Origin of the sequence: Mucilaginibacter defluvii (assembly GCF_039543225.1) — a bacterium.
Classification (GTDB): domain Bacteria; phylum Bacteroidota; class Bacteroidia; order Sphingobacteriales; family Sphingobacteriaceae; genus Mucilaginibacter; species Mucilaginibacter defluvii.
In genome coordinates, this window is the sequence record NZ_BAABJI010000002.1 from 1446943 (window position 1) to 1470222 (window position 23280).

At 48.3% G+C, this 23280-nt stretch carries 16 protein-coding genes; 12 read left to right on the top strand and 4 right to left on the bottom strand.

Annotation, left to right across the window (positions count from 1 at the left end; all coding sequences use genetic code 11):
- The first annotated feature begins 35 nt into the window (after window positions 1-35).
- The 12 genes from ABD960_RS12520 to ABD960_RS12575 all read left to right on the top strand — a co-directional run bounded on the left by ABD960_RS12520 (window position 36) and on the right by ABD960_RS12575 (window position 14091).
- Complete coding sequence (locus ABD960_RS12520; protein ID WP_345331496.1) at window positions 36-635, top strand: DUF3347 domain-containing protein; 600 nt, start codon at window positions 36-38, stop codon at window positions 633-635.
- Between the two features lie 4 nt (window positions 636-639).
- Window positions 640-1101 (top strand): heme-binding domain-containing protein, encoded by a 462-nt coding sequence (locus tag ABD960_RS12525; RefSeq protein ID WP_345331497.1) that lies wholly within the window; start codon window positions 640-642, stop codon window positions 1099-1101.
- A gap of 75 nt (window positions 1102-1176) precedes the next feature.
- On the top strand, window positions 1177-3843 hold the full coding sequence (locus ABD960_RS12530) for a multicopper oxidase domain-containing protein (RefSeq protein WP_345331498.1): 2667 nt from the start codon (window positions 1177-1179) through the stop codon (window positions 3841-3843).
- Window positions 3844-3856: 13 nt separating this feature from the next.
- Window positions 3857-5908 carry a copper-translocating P-type ATPase gene (locus tag ABD960_RS12535; RefSeq protein ID WP_345331499.1) on the top strand — a complete coding sequence of 684 codons (2052 nt, stop codon included), beginning with the start codon at window positions 3857-3859 and terminating at the stop codon, window positions 5906-5908.
- A gap of 9 nt (window positions 5909-5917) precedes the next feature.
- Complete coding sequence (locus ABD960_RS12540; protein WP_345331500.1) at window positions 5918-6148, top strand: cupredoxin domain-containing protein; 231 nt, start codon at window positions 5918-5920, stop codon at window positions 6146-6148.
- Window positions 6149-6208: 60 nt separating this feature from the next.
- Window positions 6209-6607, top strand: coding sequence for an HYC_CC_PP family protein (locus tag ABD960_RS12545; protein WP_345331501.1), 399 nt, complete (start codon window positions 6209-6211; stop codon window positions 6605-6607).
- A gap of 190 nt (window positions 6608-6797) precedes the next feature.
- Window positions 6798-7055 carry a heavy metal-binding domain-containing protein gene (locus tag ABD960_RS12550; protein ID WP_345331502.1) on the top strand — a complete coding sequence of 86 codons (258 nt, stop codon included), beginning with the start codon at window positions 6798-6800 and terminating at the stop codon, window positions 7053-7055.
- 4 nt (window positions 7056-7059) lie between these two features.
- The gene (locus ABD960_RS12555; protein ID WP_345331503.1) at window positions 7060-8361 is read left to right on the top strand and encodes an efflux RND transporter permease subunit; all 1302 of its coding nucleotides are present in this window, start codon (window positions 7060-7062) and stop codon (window positions 8359-8361) included.
- Window positions 8361-10292, top strand: a complete 1932-nt coding sequence (locus ABD960_RS12560; protein ID WP_345331504.1) for an efflux RND transporter permease subunit — start codon at window positions 8361-8363, stop codon at window positions 10290-10292. The genes ABD960_RS12555 and ABD960_RS12560 overlap by 1 nt, the downstream gene beginning before the upstream one ends.
- Window positions 10279-11532, top strand: a complete 1254-nt coding sequence (locus ABD960_RS12565; RefSeq protein WP_169611338.1) for a TolC family protein — start codon at window positions 10279-10281, stop codon at window positions 11530-11532. Before ABD960_RS12560 ends, ABD960_RS12565 begins: the two co-directional genes overlap by 14 nt.
- A complete protein-coding gene (locus ABD960_RS12570) occupies window positions 11507-12868 on the top strand; it encodes a heavy metal-binding domain-containing protein (RefSeq protein WP_345331505.1) in 1362 nt (453 codons plus the stop codon). The genes ABD960_RS12565 and ABD960_RS12570 overlap by 26 nt, the downstream gene beginning before the upstream one ends.
- Window positions 12865-14091, top strand: coding sequence for an efflux RND transporter periplasmic adaptor subunit (locus ABD960_RS12575; protein ID WP_345331506.1), 1227 nt, complete (start codon window positions 12865-12867; stop codon window positions 14089-14091). Before ABD960_RS12570 ends, ABD960_RS12575 begins: the two co-directional genes overlap by 4 nt.
- 64 nt (window positions 14092-14155) lie before the next feature.
- On the opposite strand, the gene ABD960_RS12580 is transcribed toward ABD960_RS12575, so the two are convergent.
- Genes ABD960_RS12580 through ABD960_RS12595 form a run of 4 tightly spaced genes read right to left on the bottom strand, consistent with a single transcriptional unit; the run spans window position 14156 to window position 23229 of the window.
- Window positions 14156-16186, bottom strand: coding sequence for a heavy metal translocating P-type ATPase (locus tag ABD960_RS12580; RefSeq protein WP_345331507.1), 2031 nt, complete (start codon window positions 16184-16186; stop codon window positions 14156-14158).
- 51 nt (window positions 16187-16237) lie between these two features.
- Window positions 16238-17566, bottom strand: coding sequence for an RIP metalloprotease RseP (rseP, locus tag ABD960_RS12585; protein WP_345331508.1), 1329 nt, complete (start codon window positions 17564-17566; stop codon window positions 16238-16240).
- 18 nt (window positions 17567-17584) lie between these two features.
- Window positions 17585-18835 carry an efflux RND transporter periplasmic adaptor subunit gene (locus tag ABD960_RS12590; RefSeq protein ID WP_345331509.1) on the bottom strand — a complete coding sequence of 417 codons (1251 nt, stop codon included), beginning with the start codon at window positions 18833-18835 and terminating at the stop codon, window positions 17585-17587.
- The gene (locus ABD960_RS12595) at window positions 18835-23229 is read right to left on the bottom strand and encodes a CusA/CzcA family heavy metal efflux RND transporter (RefSeq protein WP_345331510.1); all 4395 of its coding nucleotides are present in this window, start codon (window positions 23227-23229) and stop codon (window positions 18835-18837) included. The genes ABD960_RS12590 and ABD960_RS12595 overlap by 1 nt, the downstream gene beginning before the upstream one ends.
- Window positions 23230-23280: the final 51 nt, after the last annotated feature.

A 23280-nucleotide genomic window follows, 5' to 3' on the forward strand; every position in this document is an offset into this window, starting at 1 on the left:
ATCAGCAGGTATACACAGCTTTAATGCCAATTGTAATGAAAAGAATTACTGTAGCTGCTGCGTTTGCAGCAGTATCTATTGCTTTTATAGCGTGTAACAACAATCCTCAAACACAGTCTGCCGCGAAAGCTACCGTAGCAACGCCTGACTCAAAGACAAATACCAATGCGCCGGTTAAGGCTGGCGTGGATCCTAAGGTAGCTGCTAATGTAAAAGAGATGATCGGCAATTATCTTCAGCTCAAAAACGGTCTTGCCAATGACAATTCCAAAGATGCTGCCGCAGCAGGTAAAGCGCTGGCTGATGATTTCGTCAAATTTGATCTGAACTTGCTAACTGCCGGCCAGAAAAAGTCTTTCCAGGACATTGCCGATGATGCCAAAGAAATGGCGGAGCACATTGGCAAAAGCGCAGACAAGCTTGAACACCAGCGTGAGCATTTTGATATGCTCAGCCAGGATATGATCGATCTTGCGAAGCTATTCGGTGCCGGGCAAACGCTATTTGTGGACCATTGCCCAATGTACAATAATAATAAGGGGGCGAACTGGTTAAGTGAAACCAAAGAGATCAAGAACCCGTACCTCGGCAAAAAAATGCTGACCTGCGGATCAATTAAGGACGAATTAAAATAGCGCTATGAGACGCTTCATTAAAGTAACGCTGCTTGGCATTGGTATTTTGCTGATTATTGCTCAGCTAATACCCCGACACTGGAATACAACCAGCGCTCCGCAGCCTAACGATATCTCCAGGGTCTATTCTGTCCCGCCGAACGTAACTGCATTGTTAAAGAATTCCTGTTACGATTGCCACAGCAACAATACACGTTACCCATGGTATGCCAATATTCAGCCAGTAAGGTATATGCTCGACCGGCACATCAGCGAAGGAAAAGATGAACTTAACTTTAATGAGTTTGGAACATACTCATCCCGTAAGAAACGCAGCAAACTACGGTCGATCGGCAACAGTCTGGAGGAAAAGTCAATGCCCTTAAAATCATACCTGCTGATCCACCACAGTGCTGAATTATCTGCCCAGGAATCGACGGTTATCCAGGACTGGCTGAAAAATGTAAATGAAGCTGACGAGAAGTAATTTCGATACCGGGTCGATCGTCCAAAACTGACCCGGTACCGGTTACGCTATCGAATCACAGATAACACTATAAAGATGAGGAGAATATTTTTAATTTTTTGCATGAACCTGGTCAGCATTTTGGCTTTTTCACAGATGCCGATGTCAATGCCGGCATCCCTGCAAAAGAATGATCCGGTAACCTATACTTGTCCGATGCATCCCGAAATCCACGCTTCCAAGCCAGGCAACTGCCCGAAGTGCGGAATGAAATTAGTTAAAGAGAAATCCGGGGCAAATAAAAAAGACGCTTCAAGGCAAACACCTGCTCAAATAAGCCCTGTTTTCAAAACTGCTGACATGAGGGATATGAAAATGGATGACCAGAAGCAGCCTTCGCCTGCCGAAGCATCGAAAAGCATGGCAATGCCGATGACTGATAAAAATGATTCCGCCGAGACGATGGGTGGAATGAAAATGGATGATCCCTATGCCGGTGATGCGCTGGCTCAAAACATCAGAAAGGCCAAAGCCAATTTAGGGCCTATCAAAATAACTTCCCGCACGCGGCTGCCCCGCACCGTAAGATATGACCTTTATGTCACAGATACAACGGTTACCTACGGCGGTAAACCCAAGCGGGCGATCGCGGTAAACGGCAGCATTCCAATGCCGACGCTCACCTTTACTGAGGGTGATACTGCGGAGATCTACGTACATAATAAGCTGAAGGAAGAAACAGCTTTACACTGGCACGGTCTTTTTCTCCCTAACCGGTATGATGGTGTGCCCAACCTGACACAGATGCCCATTAAACCGGGCGCAACATATCTGTACAGGTTCCCGATCATTCAACATGGCACCCACTGGTATCATAGCCACAGTGGTTTACAGGAACAGATTGGTATGTATGGTGCATTCATTATGAATAAAAGGCAGGAATGGGATATTCCTACTTTACCGGTGGTGCTGAGCGAATGGACGAACATGAAGCCGGAAGAAGTTAACCGAAGTTTGCATGCAGCAACTGACTGGTTTTCCATTAAAAAGGGAACAACGCAAAGCTACGCCGAAGCTATTGGCAGTGGTAATTTTAAAACCAAGGTTACCAATGAATGGAAGCGTATGAATGCCATGGACGTAAGCGATGTTTACTATGACAAATTCCTGATCAACGGTAAAAACCAGTTGGAGCAGCCGCAGTTCAAAGCCGGTCAGAAAGTTCGCTTACGCATTGCCAATGGCGGAGCGTCATCTTATTTCTGGCTAAAGTATGCAGGTGGCAAAATGACAGTAGTGGCCACAGACGGCAATGATGTGGAACCTGTCGAGGTCGACCGCCTGATTATTGCCGTGTCTGAAACTTACGACGTCGTGGTTACCATCCCGGATGATAAGAGTTATGAATTCCTGGTCACACCGGAGGACCGTACCAAATCAGCTTCTCTCTGGCTCGGTAGCGGGCAGAAGGTCTATGCAGGCAAAATGCCTAAGCTGAAGTACTTCGCTGGAATGAAAATGATGAATGATATGATGGATATGCATGGCAACATGGTTCAAATGGACGGGATGCAGATGCAAAATCAGATCATGGATATGAATACGGTGATGTATCCTGAAATCACCGGTCCGGAGAAGCCTGAAGCGCCGGAAAGCAAAACCAGTATGCCTGCAATGCAGATGGGCAATGACAAAAGCATGTCGGGGATGAACATGGCTCCGGAGAGCGCTGATATCGTTACCCTTAATTATACCATGTTACGGGATCCTAATAAAACTACCCTGCCCCAGGGCCCTGTCCGGGAATTGAAGTTTGACCTTACGGGTAATATGAACCGGTATGTCTGGACGCTGGATAACAAAACTGTTTCTGAGTCAGACAAGATCCTGATTAAAAAAGGGGAAAACCTGCGCATCATCTTGTATAACAATAGCATGATGCGTCACCCCATGCACCTGCACGGGCATGATTTCCGCGTACTGAACGGCCAGGGCGACCATGCGCCTTTGAAAAATGTACTGGATATTATGCCTATGGAGAGAGACACTATAGAGTTTGCTGCCACAGAAAGCGGTGATTGGTTTTTTCACTGCCATATCCTTTATCATATGATGAGCGGGATGGGCCGTATATTCAGCTATGAAAATTCTCCGCCCAACCCAGAGGTGCCTGACCCAAAACTTGCCCAGCGTAAGTTATTCTGGGATGACCGGATGCCGCATCTAATGGGCAGGATCGGTTTGGAAAGTAACGGTAGTGACGGGCAGGTGATGTTAAGTAATACCCGCTGGAATGCCATATCAACTTGGCACCTGGGCCTGGACGCCAAAATGGGTTATGAAAGCGAGACCATGATAGGCCGGTATATAGGGCGTAATCAATGGTTATTCCCTTACGTCGGCTTTGACTATCACTACAAACAATTCGACCCGGATGAAAAAAATATTTTTGGCAGCGACTACCGGAACATGTTCGGACAGATCAGCAACAAGGAAAATCGCCATACCGTAGTGGCCGGTTTAGCCTATACTTTACCGATGCTTGTTGTAGCTGACGCACGGATTGACGGTAATGGAAAATTGCGTTTCCAGTTGGGGCGTGAGGATATTCCCCTGACCTCCAGATTGCGTATGAACTTTATGATCAATACCGACAAGGAATATGCAGCGGGCTTTCGGTACATTGTAAACAAGTATTTTGCACTTTCAACCCACTATGACAGCGACATGGGATTTGGCGGAGGCTTAACATTAACGTATTAAAAATAAAAAAAATATGGAACATCAGCATGAGCACCAGCATCACGAAATGCCGGAAATGACCGGTCATCAGCATGACAAGCACCATAACGCCGATCACGGCAGCGATCAGCACATGGGTCATGCAGGCCATGACCACTACGCCATGATCGCGGATTTTCGAAAGCGTTTCTATGTCGTACTGGTGCTAACGATACCCATATTACTGCTATCACCGATGATCCAACATTGGCTGCATTGGCAGCTCAGCTTTTCCGGCAGTCAGTATATACTTTTCGTACTTTCCAGCATTGTATTTGTTTACGGCGGCTGGCCGTTCTTAACCGGGTGGTTTTCAGAAATGAAAGCTAAAAATCCCGGCATGATGACTCTCATCGGATTTGCCATCACGGTCGCCTATGTTTACAGTGCCGCCACTGTTTTCGGCTTGAAAGGCATGGACTTCTTTTGGGAACTCGCTACACTGATCCTGATCATGCTGCTTGGGCACTGGATCGAGATGAAGTCAGTGGCAGGCGCGTCACGGGAGTTAGAACTGCTGGTACAGTTAATGCCTTCCGATGCACACCTGGTACACGGCGAGCATATCATGGATGTCAAAACGGATACGCTGAAAGAAAACGACCTGATCCTTATTAAGCCAGGCGAAAAGATCGCTGCTGACGGTCTAGTGGAAGAAGGCGACAGCTATTTAAATGAGTCCATGCTGACCGGTGAATCAGCGCCGGTACAAAAAACCAAAGGGCAAAAGGTGATCGCGGGTTCCGTGAACGGGAATGGCTCCTTAAAAATACGCGTCACCCACAGCGGTAAAGATTCCTACCTGTTTAAAGTTGTTGACCTAGTGCGAAGTGCACAGGAAGCCAAATCGAATACGCAACTGTTAGCCGATAAAGCGGCCAGGTGGCTGACGCTTATTGCGCTGTTAGCCGGTATAGCAACATTTGTGGTCTGGATCAGCCTGGGCCGTGACCTGGCATTTGCAATGGAACGCATGGTAACGGTCATTGTCATATGCTGCCCCCATGCACTTGGCCTGGCGGTGCCGCTGGTGGTAGCAAAATCCACTTCCTTGTCTGCCCAGCATGGACTGCTGATCAAAAACAGAACGGCATTCGAAAACGCCCGGAAGATCACTTCCATTGTGTTTGACAAGACTGGAACGCTGACGAAAGGAAAATTTGAAGTGTCACGAATTGTAGCGGGTGACGGCCAGAATGAAGACGAAATCATTCGATTAGCCGGAGCATTGGAAAGCAATTCCGAACATCCGATAGCCACTGGTATTACAGCCGAAGCGACTAAAAGAAAGTTGAAACTGCCATTAGCAAGTGACTTTAAAGCGATCACAGGTAGAGGCGTTGAAGCCATAGTAGAACAAAAGCGCATTATGGTAGTCAGTCCCGGCTACCTGGAAGAAAACAAGGTACAGCTTCCGGCAAATTACAATCAGGCAGGTAACGAGACTGTCGTTTTTGTGTTGATTGACGACCAGATGGCGGGCTTTATCGCGCTGGCAGACACCGTCAGACCCGAGTCAGCAGATGCGATTGCAACATTGCATGAGAATGGGATTAAGTCGTTATTGCTGACGGGTGATAACAAACAGGTCGCGGAAAGCGTGAGTGAACAACTCCGGATGGATGGCTTCTTTGCGGAAGTGTTGCCGCACCAAAAATTGGAAAAAATCAAAGACCTCCAGCAAAAAGGCGAATTTGTAGCGATGACCGGCGATGGTGTGAATGACGCGCCCGCGCTGGCGCAGGCCGATATTGGCATTGCTGTTGGCTCAGGCAGCGATATTGCAGCAGAGACAGCCGGAATCGTATTGGTAAACAGCAATCCTAAAGACATTGTTAAATTGATCCTTTTTGGCAAAGCCACTTACCGAAAAATGATACAAAACCTGTCCTGGGCAACAGGTTATAACGTGGTAACGATACCGCTTGCTGCCGGTGTGCTTTACGATCAGGGAATTTTGCTTAGCCCTGCGATAGGTGCAGTATTGATGACGGTTAGCACGGTTGTTGTAGCAATTAATGCAAGCTTACTGAAGGTCAAAACTTAATCTACAAAAATGAAAGACGATCAGACATTTCAAATTGAATATCAATCAGGCAATGATGTGCAAGCCGTGCAGGTTGTGCATTCCAGTGAAACCTACGACTTTGAACTAAACGGAAAACAAACCGCCATCATCAACAATGGCGATAATTCCTGGAGTTTAGCCAGTGGCGACCTGGACCAGCTGACCGTTAATTTAATTGGGGACGCGATTGAAAAATTTTATAAAAAACAGGGCTGGTAAAACAAAGGCAAAGTAGCAATTCTTTTGCCCGGTCAATTGATTATCATTACTTTTGTATAAATGAAAAGGTTCATAGCCATCTTCTTGATCCTGCTGTATGCCGGTGTCTCTTCGGGCACCAGCCTGACCCTGCATTACTGCATGGGTGAGTTACAGGGAATGAGCCTGAACCAGCAGCGAAGCGATCACTGTGAAAACTGTGGAATGCTGAAGAGCAAAGCACTGAAAAACAAATGCTGCAAGGACAAACAGCATGAATTCAAAATTGGAAAGGAACAGCGGGTTGCTAGTTTCAGCTTTCAGTTTGCTGCCCTGTTTCCGGTCGTTCTACCCGCCAGATCTACTAATCTGAAGTCTGTAGATGTGCATTCGCTCGCAGTGGTTTATCCGGTAAGCCAAAGTCCCCCGATAGGAATTGGTAAACCTGTTTACCTGCTTAATCGAACATTCCGTATTTAATTCCCCACCTTTTCGACTTCTCAAATCTTTCTGATTCGAGAAGTTCCCTCACGCCTGCGATTTCCTGAAAATGCTTGTATGCCATGTCGGCTACAGCAACCATGCTGCTTTATGTTCTGCAGGGATGGCTTTGGCTTATCGCACCCAATGATTTCAAACCCTTTTAATAATTTTTAATAATTCTTCAACAATGAGAAAGCTATTTGTAATTGCCCTGTCGTTAACCGTTTCTGCTTCAAATTTATTTGCCGCTCAACAATTACCTGCTCAGAAAAAAGCAAAAACACAGAAGGCCGATACTGCTAAGGTACAGTATACGTGCCCAATGGATACCGACGTCATTGCTGCTAAGCCGGGTAAATGCCCCAAATGCGGCATGAATCTGGTGAAAAAAGAAACGTCCAAAGCGCCGGGTAAACAAAGTAATTCCATGAACCATATGCACTAATTATATGATAGATCAACTGATTTCCTTTTCGATGAGGAACCGGTTTCTGGTCTTGCTGGTGGCATTAATTCTGTTTGGCTGGGGTGTATACTCGGTCAAACAGAATAAAATTGATGCGATACCTGACTTGTCCGAAAACCAGGTGATCGTATTTACTGAATGGATGGGGCGCAGTCCGCAGATCATAGAAGATCAGGTAACTTATCCGTTGGTTACCAATCTACAAGGCTTACCGCAGGTGAAATATGTACGCGGCACCTCCATGTTCGGGATGAGCTTTGTGTACATTATCTTCAATGACAATACAGATGTTTACTGGGCAAGGGAAAGGGTGCTTGAAAAACTTAACTACGCATCGCGGTTACTACCGCAAGGTGTAACGCCGACACTTGGTCCTGATGGTACAGGTGTTGGTCATATTCTGTGGTATACGCTCGATGCGCCAGGGATCGATTTGGGGGAACAGCGTGCCATCCAGGATTGGTACGTCAAATTTGGACTCCAAAATGTTCCGGGCGTAAGTGAGATCGCCTCTTTTGGCGGATTCCAGAAACAATACCAGGTCAATGTAAACCCCAACAAACTTAACTATTATAAAGTATCCCTACCGGAGGTTATCCGTGCTGTTCGTAGCAATAATAACGAAGCTGGCGGCAGAAAACTGGAAATGGGTGATGTCGGCTATATTATCAAAACCAGTGGCTACCTGAATTCCATTGATCAAATCAGCCGCCTGCCCATTGCCTCACGGAATTCCATACCTGTAACGGTCGGTGATATTGGAACTGTACAAATGACCGGAGAAACCAGGCTGGGCATATTTGACCTGAACGGCCAGGGAGAAGCAGTAGGCGGTATTGTCGTAATGCGGTACGGAGAAAATGCGGACGAAGTGATTCGCAACGTGAAAGCCAAAATGCAAGATGTCGCCAAGGGCCTTCCAAAGGGCGTGAAATTCAATATAGTTTATGACCGGAGCGGCCTGATTGAAGAATCGGTAAACTCGATAAAGCATACGCTGATAGAAGAAATGATTGTTGTTTCACTGGTGGTGATTATCTTCTTGCTACACTGGAGAAGCGCTGTCAGTATCATTATTCAGATTCCGATTACCATTGCAGCCAGCTTTATCGTATTGAATGCCCTGAATATCAGTTCCAATATCATGTCCCTGACCGGAATCGCCCTGGCGATCGGCGTTATTGTCGACAACGGTATTATCATGGCCGAGAATGCATATAAAAATCTCGCGGTCAGGCAGGCAGAATTAAATAAAGAAGCAAACCTAAAAACAGATAAGAACTGATGTGGCCGAATTTTAAAAAAGGGACTAATGATTATGTCAGGCTCAGCAACGCTGAGCGCCTTGAAATTATAGAAAGGTCTTGCAAGCAGGTATCGCGTGGTGTATTTTACTCTACCATTATCATCATTGCCTCGTTTTTGCCGGTTTTTTTGCTAACCGGTCAGGAAGGAAAACTCTTTCACCCGCTGGCTTATACGAAAACGTTCATCCTGATTATAGATGCCCTGCTCGTCGTCACATTGGCACCGGTCACCATCTCCTTTTTTATGAAGGGAAGGTTTAAGGATGACACTCACAACCCTATCAACCGATTATTGGAGCGCGTGTACGAGCCGGTAATCCGGGCCTGTATGCGCAACCGGAAAATAACTTTAGGAATTAATGTCCTTGCCCTGCTTATCAGCATTCCGCTGCTATTGAATATGGGGCGTGAGTTCTTTCCGCCACTTGACGAACAATCCGTATTGTTTATGCCGGTGACCCTGCCTGATATTTCTAATACAGAGGCCAAGAGAATTCTGCAGGTGCAGGACAAGATCATTAGCATGCAGCCCGAAGTAGCCAAGGTCCTTGGTAAGGCAGGACGAGCCAGTACCGCAACGGATAATTCCCCTATTAGTATGATTGAGACGATCATTATGCTGAAACCGAAAGACCAGTGGCGGCCCGGAATGACAAAAAAGAAGATTATCGAAGAATTGGACCGCAAGCTGCAAATTCCCGGCGTGGTTAATGGCTGGACGCAGCCTATCATCAACCGGATCAACATGCTTTCTACCGGTATACGCACCGACGTAGGCGTAAAAGTCTATGGACAAAATCTGGACACCATCAGTGCAGCCTCCGAAAAGGTTAGTTCATTGCTGAAAGGTATTCCAGGGGTCAATGACTTATACGTAGAGCCTGTTACGGGCGGGAAATATCTGACGATGGATATCAAGCGCGAAGCATTGGGCCGGTTCGGGCTTTCTGTAGACGACGTGAATACAGTTGTAGAATCTGCCATTGGCGGCGCACCGGTAGCCACGACAGTAGAAGGGCGCAGGCGTTTCTCAGTCAATGTAAGGCTGGCCCAGGACTTTCGCAACAGCCTGGAAAGCTTTAAGCGCATTCCGGTACAAACAGCCACAATGGGTAGTATCCCACTTTCCGAAGTAGCTGACATTCGCTTTGAGGATGGGCCGCCCATGATCAATTCTGAAAATGCGCTGCTCAGGGGGGCGGTTATGTTTAACGTCCGGGGACGGGACCTGGGTAATACGGTCGATGAAGCAATTAAAAGACTGAATGCATCCCTGAGCCTGTCCAAAGGTTATTATATTGAATGGAGCGGACAGTATGAGAACCTGATCCGCGGGCAGAAAACCCTGCTGCTCATCCTGCCTGTGGTACTGATCATCATCTTTCTGGCCTTGTACCTCGCTTTCAAATCCGCCCGCGAAGCCTTTTTGAGTCTGATCACCATACCATTCGCCCTCATTGGCGGGGTATTCATGGTTTACTTCTATGGCGTAAACCTATCGATTGCAGTGGCCGTAGGGTTCATCGCATTGTTTGGCATAGCAGTGGAAACCGGTGTGGTCATGGTCATTTATCTCAATGATGCCATGCGGCAACTGGTGGAAGTTAAAGGAAACTCCAAAGACAGTATCACCAGGGACGATTTGCGTGAATATGTGATTCATGGTGCAGCTAAACGGCTGCGACCCAAAATCATGACCGTAAGTGTAGCCCTGTTCGGCCTAATTCCTGTGCTTTGGTCTACCGGTGTTGGCAGCGACGTGATGCAACCTATTGTATTACCAATGATCGGCGGCGTACTGACCTCTTCCACCCATATTTTGCTGGTCACACCACTGATATTTTTAATGACAAAAGAATACGAACTAAAAAAGTTTGGAAAATTGGAGGTATACGATGTCAAGCATTAAAAAAAGCATTCTGGTTTTCGTATCTCTGCTGAGCGCACCCGCTGCTTTCAGCCAGAACATATTATCCCTGGATTCCATTATAGCCCGAATAGATCAGCAAAACGCTAACCTGCGGGCGTATACAAGCCGGGCTCAAAGCCAGGTGGCCAAATCGCAGGGGTCCACGGCACAGATGGCCCCGATGATAGGTGCGGGCACCTGGATGACGCCGTACCCCGGTACAAAAGTCATGGATGAAACTGATAAGGGGGCATGGATGCTCTCCGCCGAACAGGATATCACCAATCCTGCCAAACTCAGACGAAAACAAGCGTACGAAAATTCTTTAGCCGCTGTTGAACTGGAAGGCCGGAACGTAGCGTTAAATGACGTTCGCACACAGGCGAAGAAACTATACTATGGTTGGCTGGTGGCCAGTAAAAAAATGAGCGTACTGAAAGAAAATGAGCGCATCCTAACCACGCTGAATAAGTTGGCAAAGATCCGTTATCCGTATAATAAAGCTACATTGAGCAGTGTATACAGTGCCGAGGGCAGGCTTGCCGAAGTACAGAACATGCAGTTGATGACAGAAGCGGATATGCGAAAAAAGATGTATCAGTTGAATACCCTGATGAACCGTCCGGCCAGTTCAGCATTTGCCATCGACACGGCTTACCAACTGAAATTTATCCCTGTAGCTGTTGCTGATACAGCTTATCTAAGTTCTGCAAAAAGCGTTGTGCGGCAAATGGATAAAAATATCAGTTCGATGAACTTGAACATCGACGCAATGAAAGCAGAAGCTAAACCGGATTTCCGGTTGCGCCTGGATAATATGTTCAATAGAGCGCCGATGATGCCGACACAATTTACGGCGATGGCGATGGTATCCATACCGATTGCGCCCTGGTCTTCCAAAATGTACAAATCAGGGGTTAAATCGATGCAATACAGCATTGAGGCAATGAGAAACGAGCGGCAGGCTATGCTGATTGAAACAGAAAACATGGTTGCTTCCATGTTAACAGATATTACGACTATGCAACGCCGTTTAAAAAATTTCGAGCAAAAAATTCTACCTGCCCTGCAAAAAAGCTTTGATGCCAACAGGATCGCCTATGAAGAAAACACACTTGCTCTGCCTCAGGTTATGACCTCTTGGGAGACTTACAATATGAACCGGATGAATTATCTGGATGAATTACAGGCTTATTACTTGATGACCGCAGATTATGAAAAAGAGATTGAAAAGAATTAGCTGGACGTTTCTTCTACTCGCTACACTGGCCTTCATATTTGTGAGTTGTAACCATCAGTCCAAGAAACAGAAAGGTCAGCAAAGCCAATCGGCGCAATATACTTGCCCCATGCATCCCCAGGTTGTAAGTGACCATCCTGGCAGCTGCCCCATATGCGGTATGGATTTAGTCAAAAAATCTGGCAGCGAGAAAGATACCTTACAGGTTCCTGCTGATCTGGCTTCGTTGATCAAATCGCCTAACGGTACCGTGGTGTCTAATATTGACATAATCAGTCCGGAAGAAAAAACGATGCAGGACTCTCTCATTGCACCGGGTGTGATCACTTATGATACCCGCAGGCAAAATGTGGTAGCAGCCCGCTTTGGAGGCAGAATAGAAAAACTGTACCTGAAATATCAATATCAGCCGGTAAGCAAAGGCCAGCTTGTCGCTGAGATATACAGTCCGGAGCTTGTGACTGCCCAGCGGGAACTTTTGTACATTCTGAAAACAGACAAAGACAATCAATCGCTGATCAGTGGTGCCGTTCAGAAGCTGAAATTACTTGGCGTAACCAGCCAGCAGGTCAACACCCTAATGCGAACCGGACGGGAATACTATCGTTTTCCGTTATACAGCCCTTATACCGGTTATTTGGTGGGGGCGTCTGCTCCAGCCCCCCGGGCCATGAACCAGCCTGCCGCAGCGGCAACGGCTGAAGACGATGGCATGAACAACAGTGGCGGTATGGGCACTTCCGGTGGAGGTATGAGCAGCGGCACGACAAGTGCTGCTGCCATCAATACTGCTCAGCCTGGAACAGGTCTCTTACAGGAAGGCGGATACGTCAGTGCAGGTCAAACTTTGTTTAACATTATTAACCCAAGCGAACTTTGGGCAGAAATCAATATTTCCACGTCGCAGGCTGCCAGCTTTAACAAAAACGCCAGGGTCATGGTGATTGCGGATGACGGGAAAAAAACACAAGGTCGCATCGAACTCATTCAGCCTTTTTACGATCAGGGATCAACCTTTACCAAAGTCAGGATCAGTTTAAACAACAGTTCCCGTAACCTTCGCATCGGTCAGTTGATCAAAGCGTCTGTTGAGGGCAAGCCAATTCCTGGTCTATGGATACCATCATCGGCTTTGCTCGACCTTGGTACACGTCGGGTGGCTTTTGTCAGAAAAAATCATGCACTTTCACCTGTGCCGGTCACTGGTGGTGCAGAGGTATTGAATTGGGTACAGATACGAAGGGGACTAGCAGCCAACGATGAGGTTGCTGCTAACGCGCAGTTCCTGGTGGATAGTGAAAGTTTTATCGAAACGAAAGAAGAAAACAAGGAATGAAAAAATTATTAATAACAGGGTTCTTTCTTGCAGCCGTTTTCACCGCCTGCCAGCAGCAGCAAGGTGATCGGCAGGAAATAGCCAGCGGTCATGCCCCGGAACATGCGGCAGTTAAACAGCAATATACCTGCCCGATGCATCCGCAAGTCATAAAGGACCATCCGGGCGACTGCCCGATCTGCGGGATGACCCTCGTTCCGGTTGCGCATAATGAAACCAAAGCTCATTCCTTAAAATTCAGCCCTGCCCAATTGGAACTGGCAAATATTACCATGATGACAGTTGGGAAAGGCTATTCGGGACAAAGCCAACTGATCAATGGGAGGCTGGCTGCCAACACTACACAAAACGAGGTTATCAGCGCACGTGCAGCAGGAAGAATTGAGAAACTATTCGTCAAACAGACCGGTATTAGGATCAATCAGGGTCAGCCCTTATATGAGCTGTACAGCGAGGAGTTATTAACGCTTGAAAACGAATTTCTTTTGGCTTGGGACCAGTATAAAGCTATGGGAAATGAAAACGAACGGTTTGGTTCATTTCTTGAATCCGCAGGCAAAAAACTGGCATTATACGGACTAAAGCCTGCACAGATACGACAGCTCAAAAAGACGCACCAGGTTCATGCAAGAATCACCATGTATGCCACGGCTGGTGGTATCGTTACAGCAATAAAGGCGACGGAGGGGCAATATGTCGCAGAAGGTACTGCCCTGTATAGCCTGGAAGGCCTGGATCAGCTATGGGTGGAAGGCGAACTCTATCCCGAAGAAGCCGGTAAAGTAAAAATGGGACAGCAAATCAAAGTCTTGCTCCCCGGAAGCGAAGACCAGCCGCTTACCGCTAAAGTTTCCTTTATCAATCCGGAACTACAGGCTGGCACGCAACTTTCGGTTATACGGGCAACTATTCAAAACCCCGGGCTTAAGCTGCAGCCAGGCATGCAGGTGCAAATAGCTATGCCCTCTACAGGACAACAGGCATTGGTTGTTCCTTTAAATGCACTGGTTCGTGACGCGAAGGGCAGTATGGTTTTCGTACAAACAGCGAAGAATACGTTTGAACCACGCATGGTAAAAACCGGCATAGAAAATGAACGGACAATTGAAATTGTGAACGGGCTAAGTGCTGGCGAGACCATTGCTGCAACCGGCGCCTATCTGATCTATAGTGAACTGGTGTTGAAACAGGGCGGTAATGCTATGGCAGGAATGCAGAAGTAATTACACCCGTTAAGTGCTTAAAGATGAAGCTGAGTCAGCTTCATCTTTAAGCAAAACCTATTTCTTACAACTTCATTCGCTGTATTCTTACTGCGTTCAGAATTGCCAGCAGGGCGACGCCTACATCGGCAATTACTGCTTCCCAAAGGTTGGCGACCCCTCCTGCACCCAATACGAGGACGACCACCTTCACAAGCATGGCAATCGTAATATTCTGCCAAACAACACGGCTCGTTATTTTACCGACATTGATAGCTGTGGTGATTTTAGAAGGCTGGTCATTCTGAATGACAATATCTGCGGTTTCAATAGTAGCGTCACTACCCAGGCCGCCCATAGCAATACCGGCATCAGCCAACGCAACGACTGGCGCATCATTCACGCCGTCACCTACGAAAGCAATACGGCTGCCAGCATCCTTAAAGCCCTGTACTTTTTCCACTTTTCCGTCTGGTAACAGGTCGCCATATGCTTTATCTATGCTTAGCGACTTAGCTACTTTATCCACGACGGCTTGCTTGTCTCCGGATAACATGACGGTTTGCAGCTTGAGGTTGTGCATCCGCTCGATGGCAACTTTTGCGTCCTCTTTAATTTCGTCTGCAATGGTGATGTAACCCGTATATTGGTTATCCACAGCCAGTACGACAACGGTATCAACCAAACCATCCACTTCACCAGGATAAGCAATATTAAATTTCTTTAAAAGCTTCGCGTTGCCAGCCAGCACCACTTTACCGTTTATCGTGCCTTTCAAGCCATGGCCGGAGATCTCTTCGACATTTTCTGCCTGGATAGCTTTGGCCTTATCGCCAGCATAAGCGACCACCGCTTTGGCAATAGGATGAGTCGAATTGGCTTCAATAGCCGCTGCCATACACACTAATTCATCATTACTCAATCCTTCGGCTTTCACTTCCTGCACCTTAAATACGCCTTTGGTCAGGGTTCCCGTTTTATCCATGATGACCGTATCGATCTTCGTCATGACATCTAAAAAGTTAGAACCTTTAAACAATATCCCATTTCGTGAGGCCAGCCCGATACCGCCAAAGTAGCCCAGCGGTATTGACACTACCAGCGCGCAAGGGCAGCTGATCACCAGGAAAACCAGTGACCTATAGAACCACTGATGAAAGTTATAACTGTCGACAAAGAAGTAAGGTGCAAAACATACCAGTAAGGCCAAAGCAAAGACTATTGGCGTATATATTTTGGCAAAACGGCTGATGAAGAGCTGGGTCTGCGACTTACGCGCGGTGGCATCCTGCACCATTTCCAATATTTGACTCAGTTTGCTGTCTTTGAACAAAGCTTTAACCTGAACCTCGCTGACCTTATCCAGGTTGATCATACCCGCTAGTACCTTTTCGCCCTTGCGCTTCGTGTCCGGCTTACTCTCACCCGTCAGTGCTGCGGTATTGAAGCTGGCCGAATCCGAAGAAAGCTCGCCATCCAAGGCGACCTTTTCACCAGCTTTCACCTGGATGATCTCATCCACTTGTACGCTTTTCGGATCAACCTCTATAGGCTTTCCCTCACGCATCACCGTTACCTTATCCGGCCGGATATCCAACAGTGCCTTGATGCTTTTTTTCGCGCGGTTCACCGCTGCATCCTGAAACCACTCACCAATAGAATAAAACACCATAACGGCGACGCCCTCGCTGTACGACCCAATGCCGAAAGCCCCAATGGTAGCCACGCTCATCAAGAAAAACTCATTAAAGAAGTCAAAGTGCTTTGCCTTGCGCCAGGCCATGCCCAGTACGTTATAGCCGGACAGTCCGAAGGCAATTAAAAAAACGATCAGATTCACCGGAAACGGTGGCTGCCACTTGAATCCATATTCCAGCGTCAGCATCACGACCAGGATCAAAAGAGCGGTTAGCAGCGGCCAGTGGCTCAGCCAGCTTTCCGATTCCTCGGGCGCTTCCGTCAGGTTCAGCGTCTCATCTTCCTCGTCATGATCATGCTCCTTTGCGGCGTGCTGGTCGGCTTGGTGTGCCCGCTCATTATTCACTGCGATCGGCCGGTTTTCAGAAGGCTTTCCGGTATGTTCTTTACCATCAACCTGGTATTGCTCGTTTTCCATTATCTTAAATTAAGTGAATGTCTACAAATTTGTTTGCTATGCTCTTGCGGCCTACACCAGACTGCGGATATCATTATAAAAAACTAAAACCACGATCACCATCAGGATCAAAAAGCCGGTGATCTGTATGCGCTGCAAAGTCTCCGGCTTAAAAGGGCTGCCCCGAAGGCCTTCAATGGCTACCAGGAAAATTTGGCCGCCATCAAGTGATGGTATTGGCAGCACATTGATAAAGCCAATGCCGATCGAAAGCAAGGCAATCAGGCTCCAAAAGCGCTTCCATTCGAGGTGTTCGCCAAACATGGTCGCAATTTTAACCGGCCCGTTCAGCGCTTCTTTCATCTTGACCTCGCCCGAAAGCATCTGCCCGAACCCCTTTACATTATCCGATATAGAAGTCAAGGTACGTGTTGTACCGGTTGCGATGGACCCCGCTACCGAAACAGGCCCGCGCCGGTAAGCAGGCTTTTTACTGTTCAGACTAAAGCCGATATGACCGTCCTTGTCCCGGTGCGCCCGGAGCCGCATCGTCTTACCATCATGAATGACCGTGACATACAATTCACGCTGCTTATTCTCTTGTAAACGGACCTGGAATTCCTCATAGGAATGTATTGAATCCCCGTTGATCGTGAAAATTCCGGTATGCTTGAATTCTTTGGTGCCGTACAAATTAAGATTGGTTAGCACGGAATCCGCTTTATAGTCTGCATTGACCGAAAAGAAATCGGTCATGCCTTCATCAGCGATCGTCTGCATCACTTGCGGTGGAACGGCGATATGCAAATGTACCCGCTCTTTGCCTTTTGACCGTATTACGGATAGGACTGTTTTGCCGCGTATCAGGCGGCTGCTTGTCAGTTCTTCTTCATCCACCAGGGGTTCATCGTCAACAGCGACCAGCTGATCGCCTGCCTCAAGGCCAGCGAGTTTACCCAATTTACCCGGTTCGATCCGGTATTCCTGTCCAAGCGTGGCAACAGACCCTTTACCGTATCTTAGCGTCAGGCCGGTAAATACGACAACCGCCAGCAAGACATTCATGAGAATGCCGCTGAGCATCACAATGATCCGCTGCCATACCGGCTTGTTATGGTACCTGCGGTGCGCAAAAGTACCTTCATGACCTTCCTCATCTTCATGGTTACTTAGCATCCCTGCCATTTTCACATAGCCGCCCAGCGGCAGCCAGCCTATCCCATATTCTGTTCCTTTAAAATGAAACCGGAACAATCTCAACCCCCAGGCATCAAAAAACAGGTAAAACTTCCTGACCCGTATACCAAATGCCTTTGCGGCTAAAAAGTGCCCCAGCTCATGCACCAGCACCAGGAGGGACATTCCGGCCACAAATTGCAATATCATGATCACTATTCGCATCTGTTCTCTTTTGTTAGATTATTCCTCCTCGTCGCCGGTAGCGTTCTCAGAGGAAAGAATGTAAAAGGCACCTTTGGTGACGATCTTGATATCTTTTGGCAAGGCCTTCACCAATCTAATTTCAGTATACCCTAAATCGCTTACGCCGGTCACTACCTCTGCTTTTTCAAAAACATAAGATTTACCGGATGTATCTTCTTCGTCCGTTTCTGATTTTTCTTTTGCGCCAGAACGTTCAGCGACCCTAACCAGATAATAAATATATTCCTTGCCACCGGTTTTGATAACAGCCTCAGTTGGAACGGCTGTAGCCTCCTGCTTGCCCACGTCGATCAATGCCGATACATACATACCCTGGATAAGGTTATTTTTGGCCGCCTGCTCGATCACTGCGTGTGCAATAATGGCCTTGCTTTCGTTTTCAAAGGACTGGTTTACGCCGTAAATTTTCCCGGTGATCTCGCGATTGTTTTGATTGGTGAGGATAAAGCTTACCTGCTGGCCCGCCTTTACTTTAAACAGGTCCTTTTCATAGACCACCAAGTCACAATGCACTTTCGAGTTATCAATAATGTTCATTAGCGGCCTGGCTGGTTCCGCGTAGGAGCCGGTCTGGATCACGATCTTACCTATAGTGCCGCTGATAGGCGCGTATACGGGTATCTGCGTGATAAACCTGCCATGGGCGGCACTTTCCGGGCTAACGCCCACCTGCCGGAGCTGGCGGCTGAGCGCAGAAACTTTGGCCTGCTCGTTTTGTAAGGCAGTTTGCGACTGCTGGTAGATCTTACCGGTGCCTGCATTGGCTTCATTCAATTCCCGCTGGCGCTCGTACTCCTTGGCCGCATAAGACAGGCTGGATAACGCCGCCATATAATCCTGCTGCAACTGTATGAGCTGGTTGTTTTCAATGGTGGCCAGTTTCTGCCCTTTAGAAACATGCTGCCCCTCCAGAACAAACACCTGATTGACAACGCCGCCCATCAGCAGCGTTACCTCGGCTTTGTTTTGCGGCGGTACTTCAAGCTGGCCGCTGGCTTTTACCACTGACTTTAGATTTTTTTGTTCGATACTGCCCAGGCGGATACCAACGGCGTCGAGCTGGCTTTGCGTCAGTGTAACGCCTTCGGGTGCAGCTTTTGGCTTTTCGCTTTTGGCTTCTTCGTTGTCCCCGGTTTTCGGCTGCTGCGAGCAAGACGTGAACATTAGCAATGCAGCAAACATCGCAGCCAAGCCAAGTTGAAATTTTTTAATTATCAATGTATTCATTATAATTTTTCGCTGGAGGTCAAATAATTGAGTTCAATAACGGCCTGGTTATAGTCGCGTAACGCAGACAGATAACTCAGCCTGGTGTTCATGGCCTGCGTCATGTTCTGAATGAACTCGACGTAACCGATCTCGCCTTTGCTGTAGGCAAACTGGGCGATACGGATTTGCTCGGCTGCCTGCTTCAATCCCGCTTCTTCATAGTAGCGAAGCGCCTCGTCAAACTTGGCTAATTGCTGCAAGCCCTGGCTATATTGCTTCGTCAGTACAAGGGTCGCATTCTGCTGCTCGGCCTGAGCGATCTGCTGGCCGACCTGTGCAGCTTTTACCCGGCTTTTCTGCGCCCCGAAGAAAAGCGGAACGGCCACACCGATCTCAAAACCACCGATACGGGTGCCGGGGAAATAATTACGGTTGATGCCTGCCGGATTGAATGCACCGACCAGGAGCTGCTGCCGGTAACCCAATGTCAGGTCCGGCAAATACTTGCTTTTTTCGGCCTGAAGCTGTGCGTCAGCCAGCGTGCTGCGCTGCTGGTAATAGGCTAGCTGCGGATGGCCATCAGTGCTGAGGCTATCTTGTGGCGCAAACCTCAGCTTTTCCAACGTGCTTTCCGTTACCTGTGGCAGCTCATTAATATTGAGCAGTTGCCTCAGTTCCTGCCTGGCGATTAACACATCCGCTTCCGCCTGCTTTTTGGACACCCCGATCTCCCTGTAGGCATTTACCGCTGATAGCTGTTCGAGGTAGGAGGTTTCCCCGGTTTTATAGCGCAGCGCTGCCCGCTCGGAGAACCGCTTATACAGACTGTCCTGGCTGCCCAGTTGCCGTAACTTATTTTGCGCATACCGAAGCTGGTAGTAAGCCAGTGTGACTTGCTTCACGAGTTCCCTTTCCGTAAGGGCCTTCGCTTTTTCGCTCAGGGCGGTTTGCGCTTTCAGCACCCTGCCCTGTGCGCTGTAAACGGTCGGGAAAGCAAAGCTCTGCGTGATGCCTAAGCTGTTATCAATGTTGCCGCCCGAAGTAGGGTCTTGCGTCAGCGTGATGTCCGTTTTGGCGGGATCAAAGGCTGTACCCTGCAAAGCCCTGTTCTGGCTTATTTCGAGGGTTGACCTCCTTAGGTTCGGGTTATTCCGGATAGCAGTTTGGATACTTTCCATTAAAGTAAGCGGCTTAGTATCCTGCGCCTGTATAGTCTGTGTAGCAAACAAGCTGCCTGCCAGCAGCACGAAGATGGTTACTATTTTGGGTGACAATGGCATAGCCTTATCCGGTTTCGGTGGATGGTTTTTTGTAAAAAGAATATAAAGTACGGGCAGTACCAGTAACGTGAGCAACGTGGCGGAGATCAGCCCGCCGATCACTACGGTTGCCAGTGGTCTTTGTACCTCGGCACCGGCTGTAGTAGATATCGCCATCGGCAAAAAGCCGAGCGAAGCAACTGATGCCGTCATGATGACCGGCCTTAACCTAACCTGTGTACCTTTTTTGACACGTTCCACGATATCCGAAATGCCTTCGGCCTGGAGCTGGTTAAAATACCCGATCAGTACGATACCATTAAGTACGGCAACACCGAAGAGTGCGATGAAGCCAACGCCTGCACTGATACTGAATGGCATACCTCTGAGGTATAAAGCCGCTACGCCGCCCACCGCCGATAACGGCACCGCAGAGAAGATCAGGAGCGTTTCGCGGATTGAACGGAACGTAAAAAACAGCAGAATGAGGATCAGCAGCAGTGCTACCGGAACAGCAATTCCCAAACGGCCTTTCGCTTCCTGAAGGTTTTGAAACTGACCGCCATAGGTCGTATAATATCCGGCAGGCATTTTCAGTTTCTGGCTCAATAGCTGCTGAATTTCCTTAACCGTACTTTCTACGTCACGGCCTCTCACGTTAAAGCCAACATAGATCCTGCGCTTACCATCCTCGCGGCTAATCTGCGAAGGAGCATCTTCAATTTGGATCGAGGCCACCTGGCTCAGCGGCACTTTACTGCCGCTTGGCAGCGGAATGTACAGGTTTTCGATATTGGTGATATCGGCCCGCAGTTCCCGGCTCAGACGAAGCACGATCTCAAAGCGCTTTTCGCCCTCGAACACCACGCCAGCCACACGGCCTGCAAAAGCAGTGCTTAACGCGGTATTGACATCCTCGATATTCAGCCCGTACTGGGCTATCTTATGGCGGTCGTAGGTAACAGCAACCTGCGGCAGCCCGCTAACCTTTTCGACGATCGGTTCACTGACGCCTTTGACGCTGGTGATCAGTTTGGCTGTTTTATCCGCTTGTGCAGAGAGCACGTCCAGATCATCCCCGAAGATCTTGATGGCCACATCCTGACGGATACCGGTCATCAGTTCGTTAAAGCGCATCTGCATAGGCTGGGTGACTTCCACATTGATACCGGGAATGTTTTTTAAGGTCTGCTCGATCTTTTCCATCATTTCCGTGCGGTCACCTGCCGAAGTCCACTCGTCTTTGGGTTTCATTGAAAGCATCATATCCCCGCGCTCAAACGGCATCGGGTCAGTGGGTACTTCGGCGCTGCCGATGCGCGTTACGGCTTGTTTGATCTCCGGGTACTTGCTTTTCAATAGCTTTTCCGCTTTGCTGAAAGTTTCCACCACCTGGCTGAGCGAAGTTCCCTGCATCATAGCGATCTCTACCGTTAGGTCACCCTCTTCCAGCGTAGGGATAAACTCACCACCCATCTTAGCGAACGCCCAGAAGGCAACGGCTAACAATACGGCAGAAAGAAAGACAGTGAGCTTCCTGGCTTTCAAAACCGCATTCAGCGCCGGGGTATAAACGCGGTGCAATGCGTCGATAATACGGTCTGAAATATTTCGCTTGTGACGTGTTTTCTTGCTCAAAAACAAAGCACTGGCCATCGGTACATAGGTCAAAGACAGAATAAAAGCACCCAAAATGGCGAAGGCTACCGTTTCCGCCATGGGCCGGAACATCTTGCCTTCGATACCCACCAGCGCAAACAGCGGCAGGTAAACGATCAGGATGATAATTTCACCGAAAGCAGCACTGTGACGGATCTGCGAGGCGGCCTCGTAAACTTCGCCATCCATTTCTTTTTGATTCAATGCCTCAACGCCCCGGAAGCGGTTAGATTCAGTAATCCGGTGAACGATCGCTTCCACGATGATGACGGCCCCGTCGACGATCAGCCCGAAGTCAATTGCACCCAGGCTCATCAGGTTGCCGGAAACGCCAAAAAGGTACATCATGGTAACAGCGAACAACATTGCCAATGGTATCACCGACGCCACAACCAACCCTGCACGTAGATTCCCTAAGAGCAACACAAGGATAAACACAACGATCAGTCCTCCTTCAATCAGGTTGCGTTCGACGGTGCCGATAGCCCTGCCGACCAGCTCGGTACGGTCAATAAAAGGTTCAATGACCACGCCTTCAGGCAAGGACTTTTGCACCTGTGCCATACGCTCTTTGACACGCTTAATGACCTCGTTGAAGTTTTCGCCTTTCAGCATGAGGGCAACGCCTGCTACGACTTCACCCTGCCCGTTACGCGTTACGGCTCCATAACGGTTCGCGCTGCCGAACTGCACTTTGGCGATATCGCCGATCACCACCGGGGCGTCCTCGCGGTTCTTGACCACGATATGTTCAATATCGTCCAGGGATTTGACCTGTCCCAATCCTCTGATAAAATAAGCACTGCTGCGCTGCTCGATGTAGGAGCCGCCAGTATTCTGGTTGTTTTTTTCCAGTGCCGTGTAGATATCGCTAATGGTAATATCCAGGCTGTTCAGCCGTTCATTATCAATGGCAATTTCGTACTGCTTGACATAGCCGCCCCAGCCGCTGATCTCGGCGATCCCCGGTGTTCCTGCCAGTTGCCTTCGGACGATCCAGTCCTGCATCATGCGTAAATCAGTTGCGGAGTACTTGCCTTCATAGCCTGGTTTAGTATGAATGACGTACTGATAGATCTCGCCGAGGCCGGTAGTGATCGGTGCTAACGTGGGTTCACCTGTATCTTTAGGAATTTGGCTCTCAGCTTCTTTTAACCCCTCGCTGATCTGCTGACGTGCCCAATAGATGTCGGCATTATCTTCAAATACGACGGTGATCACCGACAAGCCGGAACGAGAAATAGACCGCTTTTCAATGACTTTTGGTACATTGGCGATAGCCAGTTCGATGGGCGCCGTGATATATTGCTCCACTTCCTGAGCACCCAGGGTGGGTGCCTGTGTGATGATCTGTACCTGATTATTAGTGATGTCAGGCTGCGCATCAATAGGTAACCGGCTTAGTGAAAAAACGCCTGCGGCTACCAGTAATATTATAAAAGCTCCTATGACCAGCTTATTGCCGATCGAGAACGCAATGATTTTATCAAACATGGATTATTAGATTAATACGAACGAGCCTTTACAGCATAGCATGGTTGCTAA

Coding starts and splice junctions, on each gene's coding strand:
- ABD960_RS12520 (WP_345331496.1), top strand. CDS start 36: ATGAAAAGAATTACTGTAGCTGCTGCGTTTGCAGCAGTATCTATTGCT.
- ABD960_RS12525 (WP_345331497.1), top strand. CDS start 640: ATGAGACGCTTCATTAAAGTAACGCTGCTTGGCATTGGTATTTTGCTG.
- ABD960_RS12530 (WP_345331498.1), top strand. CDS start 1,177: ATGAGGAGAATATTTTTAATTTTTTGCATGAACCTGGTCAGCATTTTG.
- ABD960_RS12535 (WP_345331499.1), top strand. CDS start 3,857: ATGGAACATCAGCATGAGCACCAGCATCACGAAATGCCGGAAATGACC.
- ABD960_RS12540 (WP_345331500.1), top strand. CDS start 5,918: ATGAAAGACGATCAGACATTTCAAATTGAATATCAATCAGGCAATGAT.
- ABD960_RS12545 (WP_345331501.1), top strand. CDS start 6,209: ATGAAAAGGTTCATAGCCATCTTCTTGATCCTGCTGTATGCCGGTGTC.
- ABD960_RS12550 (WP_345331502.1), top strand. CDS start 6,798: ATGAGAAAGCTATTTGTAATTGCCCTGTCGTTAACCGTTTCTGCTTCA.
- ABD960_RS12555 (WP_345331503.1), top strand. CDS start 7,060: ATGATAGATCAACTGATTTCCTTTTCGATGAGGAACCGGTTTCTGGTC.
- ABD960_RS12560 (WP_345331504.1), top strand. CDS start 8,361: ATGTGGCCGAATTTTAAAAAAGGGACTAATGATTATGTCAGGCTCAGC.
- ABD960_RS12565 (WP_169611338.1), top strand. CDS start 10,279: ATGTCAAGCATTAAAAAAAGCATTCTGGTTTTCGTATCTCTGCTGAGC.
- ABD960_RS12570 (WP_345331505.1), top strand. CDS start 11,507: ATGAAAAAGAGATTGAAAAGAATTAGCTGGACGTTTCTTCTACTCGCT.
- ABD960_RS12575 (WP_345331506.1), top strand. CDS start 12,865: ATGAAAAAATTATTAATAACAGGGTTCTTTCTTGCAGCCGTTTTCACC.
- ABD960_RS12580 (WP_345331507.1), bottom strand. CDS start 16,186: ATGGAAAACGAGCAATACCAGGTTGATGGTAAAGAACATACCGGAAAG.
- rseP (WP_345331508.1), bottom strand. CDS start 17,566: ATGCGAATAGTGATCATGATATTGCAATTTGTGGCCGGAATGTCCCTC.
- ABD960_RS12590 (WP_345331509.1), bottom strand. CDS start 18,835: ATGAATACATTGATAATTAAAAAATTTCAACTTGGCTTGGCTGCGATG.
- ABD960_RS12595 (WP_345331510.1), bottom strand. CDS start 23,229: ATGTTTGATAAAATCATTGCGTTCTCGATCGGCAATAAGCTGGTCATA.